At 41.0% G+C, this 16,854-nt stretch carries 13 protein-coding genes; 2 read left to right on the top strand and 11 right to left on the bottom strand.

Annotated elements, in window-relative coordinates:
* Positions 1-42: 42 nt before the first annotated feature.
* Entirely contained in the window at positions 43-1,083 is a 1,041-nt protein-coding gene (locus tag V1502_RS06230; RefSeq protein WP_409253504.1) for a hypothetical protein, read from the bottom strand.
* Between the two features lie 290 nt (positions 1,084-1,373).
* Here V1502_RS06230 and V1502_RS06225 point away from each other — a divergent pair, with 290 nt between their 5' ends.
* The gene (locus tag V1502_RS06225) at positions 1,374-3,476 is read left to right on the top strand and encodes an AAA family ATPase (RefSeq protein ID WP_409253503.1); all 2,103 of its coding nucleotides are present in this window, start codon (positions 1,374-1,376) and stop codon (positions 3,474-3,476) included.
* Positions 3,477-4,117: 641 nt separating this feature from the next.
* Here the strand turns inward: V1502_RS06225 and V1502_RS06220 are convergent.
* The 10 genes from V1502_RS06220 to V1502_RS06175 all read right to left on the bottom strand — a co-directional run bounded on the left by V1502_RS06220 (position 4,118) and on the right by V1502_RS06175 (position 15,471).
* Positions 4,118-4,576, bottom strand: a complete 459-nt coding sequence (locus V1502_RS06220; protein ID WP_409253502.1) for a MarR family winged helix-turn-helix transcriptional regulator — start codon at positions 4,574-4,576, stop codon at positions 4,118-4,120.
* Positions 4,577-4,597: 21 nt separating this feature from the next.
* Complete coding sequence (locus V1502_RS06215) at positions 4,598-6,175, bottom strand: bifunctional metallophosphatase/5'-nucleotidase (protein ID WP_409253501.1); 1,578 nt, start codon at positions 6,173-6,175, stop codon at positions 4,598-4,600.
* Positions 6,176-6,668: 493 nt separating this feature from the next.
* Complete coding sequence (phnE, locus tag V1502_RS06210; RefSeq protein WP_409253500.1) at positions 6,669-7,466, bottom strand: phosphonate ABC transporter, permease protein PhnE; 798 nt, start codon at positions 7,464-7,466, stop codon at positions 6,669-6,671.
* A complete protein-coding gene (gene phnE, locus V1502_RS06205; RefSeq protein ID WP_409253499.1) occupies positions 7,466-8,284 on the bottom strand; it encodes a phosphonate ABC transporter, permease protein PhnE in 819 nt (272 codons plus the stop codon). The genes phnE (V1502_RS06210) and phnE (V1502_RS06205) overlap by 1 nt, the downstream gene beginning before the upstream one ends.
* Positions 8,281-9,054: a phosphonate ABC transporter ATP-binding protein gene (phnC, locus tag V1502_RS06200; RefSeq protein ID WP_409253498.1), complete on the bottom strand. Its 774-nt coding sequence runs from the start codon at positions 9,052-9,054 to the stop codon at positions 8,281-8,283. Before phnC ends, phnE (V1502_RS06205) begins: the two co-directional genes overlap by 4 nt.
* A 142-nt stretch (positions 9,055-9,196) precedes the next feature.
* Positions 9,197-10,135 carry a phosphate/phosphite/phosphonate ABC transporter substrate-binding protein gene (locus V1502_RS06195; RefSeq protein WP_409253497.1) on the bottom strand — a complete coding sequence of 313 codons (939 nt, stop codon included), beginning with the start codon at positions 10,133-10,135 and terminating at the stop codon, positions 9,197-9,199.
* Between the two features lie 587 nt (positions 10,136-10,722).
* Positions 10,723-10,917 carry a Spo0E family sporulation regulatory protein-aspartic acid phosphatase gene (locus V1502_RS06190; protein WP_409253496.1) on the bottom strand — a complete coding sequence of 65 codons (195 nt, stop codon included), beginning with the start codon at positions 10,915-10,917 and terminating at the stop codon, positions 10,723-10,725.
* A gap of 225 nt (positions 10,918-11,142) precedes the next feature.
* Entirely contained in the window at positions 11,143-11,727 is a 585-nt protein-coding gene (locus tag V1502_RS06185; protein ID WP_409253495.1) for a metalloregulator ArsR/SmtB family transcription factor, read from the bottom strand.
* 1,111 nt (positions 11,728-12,838) lie between these two features.
* Positions 12,839-13,309 (bottom strand): methylated-DNA--[protein]-cysteine S-methyltransferase, encoded by a 471-nt coding sequence (locus V1502_RS06180; RefSeq protein ID WP_409253494.1) that lies wholly within the window; start codon positions 13,307-13,309, stop codon positions 12,839-12,841.
* A complete protein-coding gene (locus V1502_RS06175) occupies positions 13,306-15,471 on the bottom strand; it encodes a PAS domain S-box protein (protein ID WP_409253493.1) in 2,166 nt (721 codons plus the stop codon). Before V1502_RS06175 ends, V1502_RS06180 begins: the two co-directional genes overlap by 4 nt.
* Positions 15,472-15,774: 303 nt before the next feature.
* On the opposite strand from V1502_RS06175, the gene V1502_RS06170 reads away from it, so the two are divergent.
* Complete coding sequence (locus tag V1502_RS06170) at positions 15,775-16,827, top strand: acyltransferase family protein (protein WP_409253492.1); 1,053 nt, start codon at positions 15,775-15,777, stop codon at positions 16,825-16,827.
* Positions 16,828-16,854 lie beyond the last annotated feature (27 nt).

Raw genomic sequence — 16,854 nt, 5'->3', positions numbered from 1 at the left:
TTTTATCATGGCTGTTTCCGCATCCTTTCATTCAACCTCGTTCTAAGGTTTGGAATTCCATGGTTTCATCCACAATAAAATGATGAACAATAAGCTTAGGTAACCGAAGAGCGGATATAAATAGGAAAGAAGCTGACTGTATTCAAAAAAACTTAGCAGATAGATCACAATAAAAATGCCTACCGTGATAAATATTCTTTTTCCTTTCCAATAATTTACCATTTGCTTTTCCAGACCGAAAACACCGCCGATAATCGACGTGAATATTTCACCGAAAATAATAAAAATATAAATTCCATACAAGCTTCCTGCCAAACTTTTCATCACTATAGCCATTGGGATTTCATACAAAGTCACATTGGGAATCATAACAAGAGTAAAATGGCTCGATACCAAAATGATCGTCAGCAGAATCCCCCCAAGAATGCCTCCATATTTAACCGTCTTGATATCTTTAACCTCTGCAGCAACCGGTACGAGAACCGCCTGGGCCATCGCAAGGTTGAACGCTGCGTATGAAAAAGGACTAACGACTGCTTTCCAACCATCATCTGCATGGGGAATCCTCATTACGGCCTCCAAAAAACCTGGCTCGAAAATGTTTGAAAGCATTATGGAGAGATTGAAAACAATCATGGTCGGCACGACAAGCGTATTGACTGCAAACAAACCTTTCATCCCTATAATCATGACAATAAAACCAAGGAAAATAGACAACAAAACCCCCGTCTGCTTTCCCATCTTCAACTGCTCTTCAAAGACCGCCCCCGCTCCTGAAAGCATGACGGCCGTTACACCAAGCAGCATCAACATCATCAGGATGTTCATAAATTTTGAAAACCATTTGCCAAACAAATACTCATTAAATTCCTCGAAGGATTTTGCTTTTATCTCATGGGCCTTTACCATTATCTTGGCACCGAGGAATATAAACAGATATCCACTGATCAGGATCCCTATCAACCCGATGAAGCCAAAACGGGTGAAGAACTCGACAATTTCTCTGCCGGTGGCAAATCCTGCACCGATAATCGTACCAACGTATACTGCGGCTAATTGAAATACACCGCTCCATCTCTTCATAGACCTCACCTCACCAATCTTGCTGTGCTGTATTCCAACTCCTTAGCCAATATCTTGTATGACTCTAAAAATTCCGCTATTTAACCTTATGTACAAGCATGTGATTTAAGAAGCACAAATGGTTGGAATTAATTCCCTTAAACAAAATGCTTGAAAGTCAAATTTAGTCAAAGTATAATCCAGTTAAGATCAGAAATGGTCAAACAAATAACGCTAAATCTTTTTTTATATATAATTAGTCAAAGTTAATCAAAGTCAGTATACTTACATCTTTAGAGGAGGAATAATACATGCTTTGTCAAAAATGTCATGAAAACTCTGCAAAAGTGAACCTGCATTTTAACATCAATGGTCACAAAGAATCTTTATTTCTCTGCCATGAATGTTATTCACGTGAAAAGACAGCAATCAACTCGTCAAACCAAAATACTTTCCAGAATTTGTTTGGAGGAAATGGGGTTGGTGATAATCAACAAGCTTTTCAAAAACGATCGCCTCAGGAAGGTGCCAAGGAAAAATCCTTCCTTGATCAATATGGAAGAAATTTAACACACCTTGCCAAAGCTGATCTTATAGATCCAGTCATCGGGCGGGATGATGAGCTGGACAGAATGATAGAAGTTTTAAATCGCAGAAATAAAAATAATCCTGTATTGATCGGTGAACCTGGTGTCGGGAAAACCGCCATTGCAGAAGGCCTCGCGCTTAAGATAGCAAAAGGTGAGGTTCCCTCAAAGCTGCTCAATAAGGAAGTCTACCTTCTGGATGTCGCTTCGTTAGTAGCAAACACAGGCATCCGCGGTCAATTCGAAGAGCGCATCAAAGCGCTGATAGAAGAACTTCAGAGCAGGAAGAACATCTTACTATTCATCGATGAGATTCATTTAATCGTCGGTGCCGGTTCAGCGGAAGGCAGCATGGACGCGGGAAATATTCTCAAACCAGCTCTAGCGAGAGGAGAACTTCAGCTTATAGGTGCCACAACACTTAAAGAATACAGGCAAATCGAGCAGGATGCCGCATTGGAAAGACGCTTTCAGCCGATTCACGTCAAAGAACCTTCAGAACAAGCTGCCATTGAGATCTTGAAAGGCTTGCAAAAGAAGTATGAGGCTTACCATGAAGTGAAATACAGCGATGAAGCGATTGAAAGCTGCGTCATCCTTTCTAAACGATATATCCAGGACCGTTTCCTGCCTGATAAAGCCATCGACCTTCTTGATGAAGCGGGCTCTCATGAAAATTTGAGAAACGGACATCAAGATCAAGATGAAGTCCGCAACAGACTTGCACAGATTGCTTCGGAAAAAGAAGCGGCACTAGCCCAAGAAAAATATGAACGTGCAGCCAAGCTAAGAGATGAAGAAGCCCAATTGGAAAAAGCTCTGGAAAGCCAGGAAGAAAAAGAACTGCCTGTTGTTACACCTGCCCTGATTCAGGAATTAATAGAAAAGAAGACCGGAATCCCGGTAGGTAAACTTCAAGAAGATGAACAGAAAAAAATGAAAGAACTTCAGTCCAACCTGAACAGTCAGGTCATTGGACAGGAGGAAGCGGTCAAAACGGTTGCCAAGGCCATCCGAAGAAGCAGAGCAGGACTCAAAAACAAAAACCGTCCAATAGGTTCCTTTCTCTTCATCGGCCCAACAGGCGTCGGTAAAACGGAACTTTCCAAAACACTTGCCCAGGAGTTATTTGGTTCCGCTGATGCCATGATCAGACTTGATATGAGTGAATACATGGAGAAGCACAGCATCTCCAAACTTATCGGTTCACCTCCAGGGTACGTCGGGCATGAAGAGGCCGGCCAGCTTTCAGAGAAGGTCCGCAGAAACCCGTACAGTATTATCCTTCTCGATGAAATTGAAAAAGCTCACCCGGATGTACAGCATATGTTCCTGCAAATCCTGGAAGATGGACGCTTAACAGACAGTCAAGGCAGAACGGTAAGCTTTAAAGACTCGGTAATCATCGTGACAAGCAACGCCGGAGTCGGTTTCAAGGAAAAACATGTCGGCTTCACAAGCCACACAATGAAAGAAACATCAATCCTGGATAACCTCAAAGATTATTTCAAACCTGAGTTTCTTAACCGATTTGACAATATCGTCGAGTTCAACTCTTTGAGTACTGATAATTTGAAGAAGATTATCGATATCCTCTTGAATGAACTATACACAGTTCTTGAGGAACAGGAGATTAAACTGACTGTAACGGAAGAAGTAAAAGACAAGCTTGTGGCCGACGGTTACCACCCTGACTTTGGTGCACGCCCGCTCCGCCGGATCATCCAGGAAAAATTGGAAGACACCATTGCTGACTTCATCCTCGACCACCCGGAAAAGAAAGAAATGACCGCTGTCATGGAAGAAAATGAAATTGTAATTAAGTAACAGGAAAAGCCGTACTTTCCCCAGAGCGGGAAGTACGGTTTTTTGCGTATTCATAGGTTGGTTACTGACTGGTTTTGTTAGTACTGTAACAGGTTTTAAGGGATTTGATTTGAGTAGATGATCTTTCGGTTCCCGCTCGGAGATATAGTTCCTTTAGAAACTCGCTATAGGTCTTTAACTCACTTGCTTTCCTGGTTATCGTCCTTTAGAGACCCGCTATAGATCTTTAACTCACTTGCTTTCCTGGTTATCGTCCTCTAGAGACCCGCTATAGGTCTTTAATTTGCTTTTCCCTGGTTATCATCCTTTAGAGACCCCCTACAGGTCTTTAATCCACTTTTATCCCTTGTCATCGGCCTTTAGAGACCCGATATAGGTCTTTAATTCACTGTTTCCCCTTGTTTTCGTCCTTTAGACACCCGCTATAGGTCTTTAATTCACTGTTTGCCCTTGTTATCTTCCTTTAGACACTCGCTATAGGTCTTTAATTCACTGCTTCCCCTTGTTATCTTCCTTTAGACACCCGCTATAGGTCTTTAATTCACTGTTTCCCCTTGTTTTCGTCCTTTAAAAACCGACTTAGGAATATTTCTTTGCAAACAAAAAGAGAGTATCCATAATTGGAATACCCTCTTCACTCATCAATACGATAAGTCTTTAATAGACAAACCTACTCGTTTTAATAACTCGATGGCTGTTTCTTTTTCTTCACTGCCCAGAACTGACATCAACTTGTGAATTTGCTTTTCATGACGTGGGAACAGCTCTCCGATGAATTCCTTTCCCTCTTCAGTAATTTGGGCATATGTTACCCGTCGGTCAGTTGGGCATGCGACACGCCTGATCAGCCCCTTTTTCTCCAACTTATCAACGACATACGTTATACTGCCGCTTGCCAATAAAATTTTACCACCGATTTGCTGAAGAGGTTGATCACCTTTATGATAAAGCAGTTCAAGTACGGCAAACTCGGTCATATTCAAGCCATTGTTTTGTATAAAAACTTGTACATCTTCATTAATCGCCTTATAAGCACGTGATAACACGATGAACAGCTTTAAGGATTGTTCAATATCTTTTCTATCTTCCATATCTATCATGTCCTTTTGTTATAATTGTACCTATTTTACTACTTTCCAGTTATGGTTAACAGCAGCTTTAACTGTTTTATGCTTCAGGAAGTAATTGGCCAGCAGTTCTGTCATATCGATTTGACTGGACTTGGTGACAGGGCGGTCTTTAAACATTGGATATTCTCCTCCGCCGCCTGCGCGATAGTTATTCATCACCACTTCATACTTCCCATTCATATCGACCGGCTTACCCTCATATTCAAGATTCTCGATTCTGCTGCCTATATCATTCCTGATATTGATCGTATACTGAATACCTTCCCACATATCATAGTTATAATGCTGTGGTTTAGGCTCGGAAAAAGCAGGGTTCACCTTCACTTCTTCCTGTTCGTCCAATTGGAAATAGGAAGCGGAGCGCTCCAACGCTTCTTTCATATCTCTCCCGCTTATCTCAAGTGCTGTCAGTGTGTTGGGATATACATAATTTGAAACGATATCTCTCATTGTCACTGTATTCGGGAGTCCTGTAGCGGAGTTATTGAATAAAGCCGTGTTTGAGATTTTGACTCCAAGTGCATCCATCTGTACCTTGTTGATGAATTCAACCAGGGGATGTTCAATCATCCTTGCTTCTAAAGGGTTCTTAATCGTCATATCCCCTTCTATAAAGCCAATGGGCTGGTCGAGCCATTCTTGGGTTTTCGTTTCATAAGGATTGGCAATCTTCAGGACATATTCATCTTCTTCCTCCCTGCCTAAGGGAAGAAGTACAGACTCCTTATCAACAATTTCCCAGTTTCCATCATTATTTTTCTCAAAGGTTATATCCGCTTTACCGATGAACTGGCCATTGAATCCAGGCTGAAGGATTAATACTCCTTTGACTTTTCCTGTTAGTTGGCGGTGTTGATGACCCGTCAGCAGTACATCAATTCCCTCAATTTCCGAGCACATCCTGAAACCTTGATTCTCACCGGTTTGCGGCTCTGTCGGTTCTCCTGTTTCCGGGTCGTTCTCAAATCCGCCATGATAAGAAACAATCAAGATATCAGGTTCTTCATTTTCCCTGATATACTTTACCCATTGCCTGGTCGACTCAAAAGCATCTTCAAAATCAAGCCCTTGAATATGATCAGGGTTTTCCCAATTCGGTATATAGTGCGTTGTCACACCAAGGACTGCGGCTTTTAATCCATTGGCAAATTCTTTTATAAAATACGGCTGGCCAAAGCACGGACTGCTGGTAGTCTTATCAAGAATATTGGCAGATAACCATGGGAAATTTGATTGAATCACCGCATTTTTAAAGATTGGCAGCCCATAGTTGAATTCATGATTCCCAACTATCGCCGCATCATACTGAAGGTAGTTAAGGACTTCAATCATAGGATTGGGTTCATTCGCCATATATTTAACATAATGGTACGTCATTGGTGTTCCCTGGATTACATCGCCGTTATCAAGGGTAATGACATTATCATTTTCTTGTTGTATTTTTTTTATCACTGTTGCAGCCCTCGCCAAACCTAACGGCTGCAATTCATTGGTGCCATAATTTATAGGAAAGATGTTGCCATGAACATCACTTGTTTCTACTATCGTCAATGTAATTTGGGACATCATTTACCTCCAGCATTCTCTCATAATGTTATTGTATCAAATTTTCCAGCTGAATGTACTATATTCATACAGCAGAGATACCTCTTTCTGTCCACGATCATAAAATTTAGTAGAGATTTATATAGAAAAATGACCAATTCAAAGAAGCGACAACTTAAAGGAGCCTAAAGGTCCTGATAGATAAAAGTGCATATATGACATTAAGGGCTTTCTTAAGGGCAATAAAAAGGTAACATGAATGGAATAAAAGAAGGTTTCGCATGGAGTATACATATATAAGCACGGGTTATGCAGGAATACGCGCGGCATCTTTCACTCATACGCACACGTTATACCAGAATGCGCACAGCAAATAAGAAAATATACACAGAATTACATAAAATAGAAATGGAATGCGGACGAATCAAGAAACTAAAAAAATACCAAAATGGGAGGAAGCCCGGTACAGGCTCCCTCCCATTTTCAGGGTTTCCGGTTCCCCGGAAACGCCACTCTATTAAACGATACGTTTTCTGATTGATGAAGAAATAAAGTCGATGATGGTAACCACGACGATGATGACCAAAAGGATGAGGCCCATCTCTTCCCAATTTCTGTTCATCTGGGCAAATTGTATTAACGTACCGATTCCTCCTGCTCCAACGATCCCAAGTATCGTTGATGCACGTACGTCAATCTCAAATCGATAGATTGCATAAGAGAGGAATTCCGGTATGATTTGCGGAATGATTCCATGGAATAAAATTTGAATCTTATTTGCTCCGCTGGCTTCCATGGCTTCTACTATATTGAAGTCAATCGATTCTAGTACTTCTGAATATAGTTTACCAAGCATTCCGGTGGAACCGATGGCAATTGCAAGGACCCCTGCGAATGGGTTCGGTCCTACCGCTACTACGAAAAGGATTGCCAGGATTAAATCAGGAAACGCCCTGATGGCGCTGAGAATCCATTTTCCGATAGTGGTAAGCACCTTGCTTTTGATCATATTCGATGCTGCAAGGAATCCAAGCGGCACGGCAATGATGGCAGCCATCAACGAACCTGCAAAAGCAATATATAGGGTTTCAACCATCGCTGTCCATACTTTGCCTATAGCACCCCACTCAGGATTGAAAAGTTTAGGGATGACTCTTGTAAAGTTGTTCGCCATCCTTTCCATCGCTCTTCCCCAATCGATGTCGATGCCTGTGAAGGTCCAGATATAAAGCAGGGCAACCGCCAGGAAGATTAACCATTTTTTTATCACACTGAAAGGCGAACGTTTCTTCTTTGGAGGTAAAGTAAGCTGCATCAGACAATCGCCTCCCTGATTTTAGTACTGATATATTCGATAACCACTACGACTACGAAGATGACCAGAATGATCAGCATCGCATTGGGGTAATTATAGAATTTGAGCTGCTGATTCAGGACCAGTCCAATTCCGCCGGCACCAACCAGACCAAGGACAACTGACGCCCTGATATTGATTTCAAACACATATAGGACGAACGAGGTAAACTGCGGAAGAACCTGTGGAACAAGGGCGAATGAAATACTTTGCAACGTATTACCGCCAGACGCATGCATAGCTTCCATAGGATTCATATCCACTGACTCGATTGTTTCACTGATTAATTTTGCCAGAATACCTAATGAGAAAATAATAAGTGCTACGATACCTGGAAAAATCCCAATCCCAAACAACCCGACAAAAATAACAGCTAGTACTAGATCAGGAATCGTACGGAGGATGTTCAGAATTGTCCTAACAGTCGTGTAGACAAATTTATTCGTGGTTACGTTTTGTGCAGCCAGCAGACTCAACGGCACACACAGAATGGCAGCAATGGTTGTAGCGACAATTGCCATTTGAATGGTTTCAGCCATCGGATCGACAATATGTTTGAATGCTGCAAAGTTAGGCGGAAAGAACTTGGCAATGACCCTTCCCATGTTCGGAATCCCGTCGATCAGATCAGGTAACGTTGCATTGGTCTTGATGGTACTTAACACATAAAAGCCGATAATGACGGCAAAAATAGCGGAAATCCTCGCTTTGGTTTTGCCGGGAAGCAGTGACGGCGAATACGTGTCTTTCGCTGCAGTTTTAGAAGAATCCGTCTTCACTCTTCTACACCCCCGCGCAAGTCGTCTTCGCGAATCGCACGTCCGTAAATTTCCTCAAACGTCTTTTCAGATACCTCAGAAACAGGACCGTCAAAAACTACCTCTCCTGCACGCATCCCGATGATCCGGTCGGCATATTCCATGGCCATGTCGATAAAGTGAAGATTGACGATCGTCGTAATTTTATCTTCTTTGTTGATTTTCTTTAAATAAGTCATGACCTGATGAGAGGTTGGGGGATCCAATGAAGCCACCGGCTCATCAGCGAGAATATACTTCGGTTTTTGAGTCAGAACACGAGCGATACTTACCCTTTGCTGTTGTCCACCGCTTAGCTCATCTGCGCGATTATATAGTTTTTCTTCAATATTTACTCGCTTTAAACTTTCATAAGCAAGTGCGAGGTCTTCTTTTTTGAACATATTAAATATGGATCGAAGTGTCCCCGTATATCCTAGTCTTCCTGCCATTACATTCTTTAGAACATTGGAGCGTTTTACGAGGTTATAGTTCTGGAAGATCATACCGACTTTTGTTCTCAGCTTTCTCAAATCTCCGCCCCGGTATTTTAAGATGTTTTGATCATCCACAAGCAGTTCGCCTTTAGTGGGAGTGACAAGTCTGTTTATACTGCGGATGAATGTGGATTTCCCGGCCCCTGATAAACCAACAATAACGACAAACTCACCCTCATTGATTTTTACATTAATATTCTTCAAACCTTCTGTTCCATTTGGATACACCAGTGAAACGTCCTTGAATTCGATCATGATGGAACCCCCTTCAGTCCTAAAAAGATAAAAAATATGTGCACCGAACCTCGGTCCTCAAGCAGAGATTCAGATTTTCGGGCACAAAAAAGGGGGAAGCAACCTCCCCCTCGGATTGCATTTCTATTAAGTTAGCTTCAAATTAGAAAGAAATAGAATCTTTGAATTTAGCATAAGTATCTTTAACTACTTGGTATTCTGCATCACTAGCTTCAGTGATTTCATCCCAGTTGTATACATCATTCATGATTTGGATCATTTCAGGATCATCATTCAATGATAGGAAGACTTCTTTGATTTGCTGTTGAAGCTCATCATCGAGTTCTTTCGTAACTGAAATGGTGTCATTTGGAATTTCCGTTGTGTGACCAATGACTTTCATTTTATCCATCATGTCAGGGTACTCTTCAGTCAATGTTGTACGTACATCATCAAAAGTTGTAGCAACATCGGCATCACCTTCATAGACAGCAATAGCTGCAGTGTCATGACCGCCTGCTGCGATTCCTTGAGAGAAAAACTCGGATTGTAATGCGTTAGCACTTTCAATTTCAAACTTGTCCATTAACTGTGCTGCAGGGAATAAGAATCCTGAAGTTGATGCTGCATCCGGATAAGCCCAGATTTTGCCTTCAAGATCTTCAAGTGATTCGATACCCGAATCAGCTCTTACAAGGTATTGTGCTTTGTATGTTCCGCTTCCATAACGAACAGATTTAAGGATAACTTCAACCCCATATTGCTCGTTTGCCAAAACATACCCAAAAGCAGGAATGAAACCAACTTGAACTTCGTTGGAACCCATTGCTTCTATAAGTGCAGTATAATCAGTCATTACACGGCCTTCAACTTCAATGCCAAGCTCTTCACTAAGACGTTTTGCCAATGGCTCAACTGTGTCAGCAATCGTGTCAGAATCCTGTGAAGGAACAAATCCCATAACGATTGATTCAGGTGTTTCCGAACCGCCTTCACCAGTGTTTCCGTCATTAGATGCATTATTGCCGCCGTTGTTTGTGCCGCAAGCAACCAGCCCTACAGCCAACAAAAGTACTAGCATAAAACTGAAAAACTTTTTCATTCTCCTTTTTCCTCCCTAGTAATCTTTTATAATCACAGTACAAATCAATTATGACTTATAATCTAAATTTTCGCTATACTATTTTGACTTTTTTTACATTTTCTTTATAAAATTTGTCGTTTTCTGGATTATGAATATTCACTATTACCTAGTTCTGCTGTCTTTAGGTCATACTGAAAGATTAGAGTATATTACCAATAGCTTTACAAATAAATGGTCGTCGGGGAGGTCTTGATAGTATGGAGAATACGCGCCAAGTTTTCGCTCCTGCATTTCACGGTACATGCAAAAATCAGAGTTGCTGCTTTTCTAAATGGCTCTTTTCTAAAACTTTGGTGCTATTCACTATGAAATCCAGGAGAAATAACCATATTTCACAGAATTTATCCTGGTAAACAAGAAAGAAAAGAGCTATTCACCCTGTTCAGTTAGATAAGCCCTTGTACCCGAGGGAAAAATCCGGCCCTTTGGATTTTTCCGGTAGCAACAATCTATACGAACACAGCGTTCTAAATAGCTATCAGAGATCGCCAGCAGCTTGAGGAAAAGAAAAAAAAAATTCCCCGTTTTCATCACGGAGAACTTTTTCAATGCTGTTGAGCACTTTTTATATAGTTTCTTTCCTGATATTTTGTAATCAGCTTATCCAGCTCCTGGCTGCTTTGCACTGTCCTAGTGTCATTTAAACCATATTCTGCACCAATCTGGAGCATTTCTTTTTGTTTTTTAGCAATTCTATACAGGATGACTTTTTGGTAGACTTTGTCAAATGGGGATAACATTGAAACTCTCACCTTTCTGTCTGTATATGACTCGTAAATATTCTTCTTTCTTCAAATAATTCAAAAAATAGATACCTTTGAAGTATCGCAAGATTAGAATTAAAAGTAAATAGAATCGATAAAAGAAGACAAAATATCCCAAAATCAATAATGTCTTGTTCTTAATTTTGACGAAAAACGACAAAATCCCCAGTCTTAATTAGTAGACTGGGGACTTCATAAAAATCATTCTATCGTTGCCCACATTTCTTTTGGGTTCATTTCATAGATGCCATTTTCTCTATACATATAGTGATTAATGATGAATTCTCTCCTTATGGTGGCAAAATCGTCATGAAACTTCTTGATATATTCGTTTATTTCTTTTTCTTCATATTTGATCCCAGGTTTCAATCCTTCTACTAAATGTTGGAATACAAATAGTTTCTTCTTTCGCTGAGCCGGAATCCCAATTAACTTTCCATCGTTCGTGAAAAAATTGTTTAACACCTTTTGCTTTTCTTTTTGGATCTTTTCCATTTCCCCTTTGTCCCCCCTGCTTTCTTCAGCCATATTTAACAACACTTCACCATGATGCTGAATGACCTTCTTATTTAAATGATAATACAAAGAATTTTTCTCCCTGCGTGCATACACCAGGTTGATATCCTTGAGCTTCGTCAAGTGATGAGAGATAGTCGGTGCAGTAAGACCCAATTTACCTGCAATCGCGAGCCCGTGCAATGGTCCTTCTTTCAAGAGCATGATAATTTTCAGTCTTGTCGGATCACCGATCGTCTTATAAAACGCCACCAGCTTATCCAGCTGCAAAATGACCCCCTCCTTTAAGATTAGATAATTATCTAATTTCAATATTGTCTAATTAGTTGTTTCTGTCAACCTGCTTAAGCTATGAACAGGGTGCCCATAACCCTTTCGCTTCTCAGTTTTTTAATACATCATTTTTAAATTTTTTTCTTGGCTGTGTTAAAGAGTAATGTTGTTTTTTTAAAAAAATTCATTAATAAAGCTAGATTTCCACTGCAGACGAGCGACTCCGCGGGGCGGGCGGTGAATTAAAAAGCGTAAGCGGCCGTTCAGCGACGTACAGATTTTAGGGCTATCGCATGAGATAAAGGAATCACGAAGAGCGATAGTGATGCGATGATCATTTCCCATTCCCAAAAGTGAGCTTTTCACGTAACAAAGTTTAAAACAAAAAAAATCCAGAAGCCGATTTTTTCTGGGTAGTACTTTAGACAGGGTGTGGAAATGATCTTGATGACTTATCTATATAAAGTGGAAAGGCCCCGTTCAGCGGCGTACGGACTGGACTGTTCCTGCATGAGATAAAGGAAACACAACGAACACAGTGAGTTGATGTTCATTTCCCATTGCCCAAGAATGTACCACTAACCAGAAAAGCATCCTACCGAAAAAATCCAGGAGCCGATTTTTTCTAAATACCTCTTTATACGAGTAAAGGAAATGAACCTGTTGACTTATCGCAAGGAGGGGACAGGGAAGTCCGCTAGCCGTTGGGGCCTTGCAACTGGATTCGCAAGGAGAGAGACCGAAATCTGCTAGTCGCGGGCCGGTGGGTACGTAAACTAGGTCTCACCTGTCATCAAAAGTGGAAGCGCCTTGGTCAGCCCCGACAGGCAAATGTTCCGGAGAGAATAAAAGGCGATCTTTCCTTTTAATCTCTCTGGGTTATTTGACCCCAAGGGGCTAGGCGCTGGAACTAGACGTCCCGCTAGTCCCGCAGGAGGTCCCACGCCTTCCGCTCCAATCAAACAAGATTACTTCTAAAGGTCGTCAACTTGTTGATCTAAATAACAACTCCATCAACTAACAGAGCCTTTTTCTTTTTTAAACGGACAGCGTTCATTTCCCCCAAAATAAAAAAGCCTCAAGAAACCTGAGACTATAATAAAGTATCTTATTCAATGGCCATTTCAACCCTTAGAAGGGTTTCTTTCTTATCCACTTGCTTGCCGGCATAGCCTGTCAGGGATTGATCCTTTCCGACCACCCTGTGACATGGAATGATGATTGGAAGGGAATTGGCTTTATTTGCTTGACCTATGGCTCTGACCGCAGTGGGCCTGCCGATTCTTTCAGCTATGTCCTTGTAGCTGCATGTTTTTCCATAAGGAATTTCTCGTAAAGCCCCCCATACGGATTCCTGGAATGGAGTTCCTTTTACCTTCAATGGCAACTCGAACACTTTCCTTTCTCCTTTGAAATATTCTTCTATCTGGGAGGAGGCTTTTTTCAGGAGCGGGTTTTCGCTGTTTGACTTGGGATCCGTTACAAACTCTACTTTTGTCAGGAATTCATTATCTGCGGTGATTTTTAAGTTGCCAATTGGGCTTGAAATCACTATGCTCTCAGAACTCATTGATTTCATCCTTTCATGCTGGGAAGATCGATATGGAAGGTAGTGCCTTTTCCTAATTCACTTTCTACTTCGACGGTCCCATCATGTTCTTCAACAATTTTGAAAGTGACCATCAGTCCAAGGCCTGTCCCTCTTTCTTTTGTAGTATAAAATGGTTCCCCGAGTTTTTTTATCTTTTCTTTAGGGATGCCCATGCCTTCATCGGTAATGGATATCCGGACCTTGTCTGCATTCTTTTCTGATATGTTAATGGAAATCAAGCCGCCTTTAGGCATGACTTCAATCGCATTTTTCACAATATTAATAAAAACCTGCTTTAACTGGTTCGGTTCTGCAAACACTGCAGGTACCCCTCTTTTATATCGCTCCATAAACTGTACATTATGCATGACCGCCTGTGCATTCAGTAATTCCAATGTATCCTTCATAATCCGGACGAGGTTGGTTTCCTGATATTGAACGGCCTGAGGCTTGGCCAGTATTAAAAATTCAGTAATAATGGATTCGATTCTTTGCAGCTCTGATTTAATGACATGAAAGTACATTTCGTGTTCACTTTCCATATTGTTTTCCAGAAGTTGTATAAATCCTTTTAACGCCGTCATCGGATTTCTGATTTCATGGGCAATGCCTGCAGCCAGTTCTCCAACGACAGACAGTGTATCTGACTTGCGCAGTTGATCCTGTAATTCCACTTCTTCAGTTATATCCCTTATGACTGTCAAATTCAAATTGGAAAGCAGGTTATATTTCGATGAAAGTTCAAGGTGTTGAGAACGTTCCTCATCAATTTTCTTCAATTTGAGGAGACTTGCCTGGCCTTCCTCTTTCAATTTTGCCTGATATTGCAGGTATTCCTCATCCTCGTTTTCTTTAATCATAAATATATCCTTGATATCACTGCCAATCAGCTTGTCTTTATCCGATGAAAGTATTTTCAATGCTACCGGATTGGCATCGACCACCTGGCCTGAATGGTTGGTGAGAACCATTCCGTCAAGGGTCCCTTCAAATATTTTTCGGAATCGTTCTTCACTTTCACGCAGGCTTTTCTCCATTTGATGGCGTTCACTAACATTCCGGAAGATGGTCATATTATAACCGTCAACCGAATGAAGTTTTGATGTGAATTCCAAATGCTTCAGTTGATTATTCGGCATAAGGAACAATACCTCATCTCTGACAGCTCCTTTGGCTTTAAGCTCATGAGTGACCGACTCAAACTTTGCCATTTCCAATGGGTAAACAAAGTCTTCTATTTTCTTTGTCAAGATTTCTGAAAGTGAGCACTCAAAGATTTTTAAAGCAGATCTGTTCGCTCTGAGCACCCTCCCGTCCTGATCCCATAATACAATGGCATCAATGGCCTCTTCAAATAGGTCTTTGAACAGTTCCTCACTCCGCTTTAGTTGAATTTCCATTTGTCTCTTTTCTGTGATATCACGGAGAATTGCCATATGAAGTTCGTGGTTCACATAAGGAGTTGTTGTAAATTCGACAACAGACACTCCTTCAGGGTGGGTAATCGGCATTTCCCCCCGGGCCTGCCTGCCTGAATCAAGAAGTTCTTTTATTTTAATCAGCTTTAAATGAAAATTCTTTGGAACGAAGGAGATTACCTTTCTGTCAAGAACGTCCTTCTTTTGGAGGTTTACCTGCCTGCAGAATGCCTGGTTGGCCTCTTTAATATTTCCCTCTCTATCAAACAGCAGAATTCCTTCTGCAGCCTGCTGGAAAATATTGTTTAACATGTGAAGATTCATATGTTCGTTTCTCTGTTTCTCTCGTTCACTCGTTATATCCCTCAGGAAAAAGAAAGCATAGTCACTTTTATTCAGTTTGGTAATCTTCAATTCAATATGTTTGATATTACCTGCAGCGGTCGTCATAAGGGTTTCATCTTCTATTACACCGCCATACATCACAGCATCCTCATATTGCGAGAGAATAGGGGAAGGTACAGCTTGAAAAAATTGTGCAAATGACTCACTCAGTAACATATTTTCCTCTGTCTCCAACAACTCCATGGCAGAGGAATTGGCTTCTATGATGGTCAAATCTTTATCGACTATTAAAATCGGGTTGGGAGACGCGGCTAGAACTTCCCGAAATCCTATCGAGTCCGACGGTCTTGGCTCTTGCTCAAGTTCATACGTCTGTTTCTTGATCATTATACTTTCCTCCTACTATTCATTTTGCCATTTTTCTCATGATATCTTTCTTCTATTTCGAGAGGTTTACAGATTTATTTCGCATTATATCGTTTTGGTTATTAATAGTTTAAAAATTATCGGAACGGGTATTTTCAAGATATATTTTTGTTATTTTATTAGTTGCGGAAGGGTTAAGATGCACAAATGGTGGTTCGTCATCGTCCGCGGTTCTTCCCATCATCCGTAAAAGGCAGGAATATAATCACGGCGGTAACAAGCCCTGAAGTCAGGCTTTCAAACTACTAAAAGTTGGTGAACATCATGGGAAAGACTAGAAATCACTATTTCGATAATGCAAAGGTCATTTTAATCTTCTTGGTAGTATTCGGACATTTTATCCGTTCCTTCATCGAGAATGACCCCTATGTGCTGGCGTTATATAAAACGTTGTATACATTCCACATGCCTGCATTCATAATTGTTTCAGGCTTTTTTGCTAAAGGGTTTTACAAAAAGGGCTATATCCCGAAATTATTTAAGAAACTGATTTTACCCTACCTTTTATTTCAAATTATCTATTCAGTCTATTACTACTTCCTATATAATAAGCGCAATTTGACGATAGACATTTATGACCCACAATGGTCCATGTGGTTTTTATTAAGCTTATTCTGCTGGAATATCCTGCTTTATATATTTGTCCGCAAATGGAAATTTTCACAAAATAAAGCTTTATTCATTGCGTTTGCGATCGGAATTGCCATTGGCTTTGTTGACAGTGTATCGAATTACCTCAGCCTTTCCAGGACCTTTGTGTTCTTCCCCCTATTTCTGCTTGGTTACTACCTGAAGGAAGATCATTTTTCCAGGCTTGGGACAGCTAAGGTGCGAATGGCTGCAGTGCTTATTCCGGCAACAGTATTTGTGTTTATGTTGCTGGTCCCGGAGTTTTCAGATAAGTGGCTGCTGGGGTCGAAGTCTTATGAACAGCTTGGGGGAAAGGACCTCTTCAGCCCGATTGCGAGAAGCATGGTCTATCTATTGAATATCGCCATGTCTTTCAGCTTTTTTTCCTTTGTGCCAAAGAGCAGGCATTTCTTTACTAAGTGGGGAGCGAGCACACTGTATGTGTACCTTATACACGGCTTCTTTATCAAATTTTTCAGGGAAAGCCCGTATGAGGATTTCCTCCCTCCCACCCAGTCGATTCTATTACTGGTTGCGGCGTCATTTTTCTTGACGGTGTTGTTGTCAAGCCGCCCATTGACTTCCTTGACACAGCCATTAATTGAATTGAAAACAAACAAGCTTGTTGAATTGCTGAAAGATTTAAAAAACTCTAAAAAGAAATATACCGAGCACATGAAATATTAACGGTGTTACCCAACACTCTTTATTCCA

This window comes from Rossellomorea sedimentorum (assembly GCF_046237645.1).
Classification (GTDB): Bacteria; Bacillota; Bacilli; order Bacillales; family Bacillaceae_B; genus Rossellomorea; species Rossellomorea sedimentorum.
Note: the sequence above shows the minus strand (reverse complement) of the source record. Positions and strands in the feature narration are given on the sequence as shown.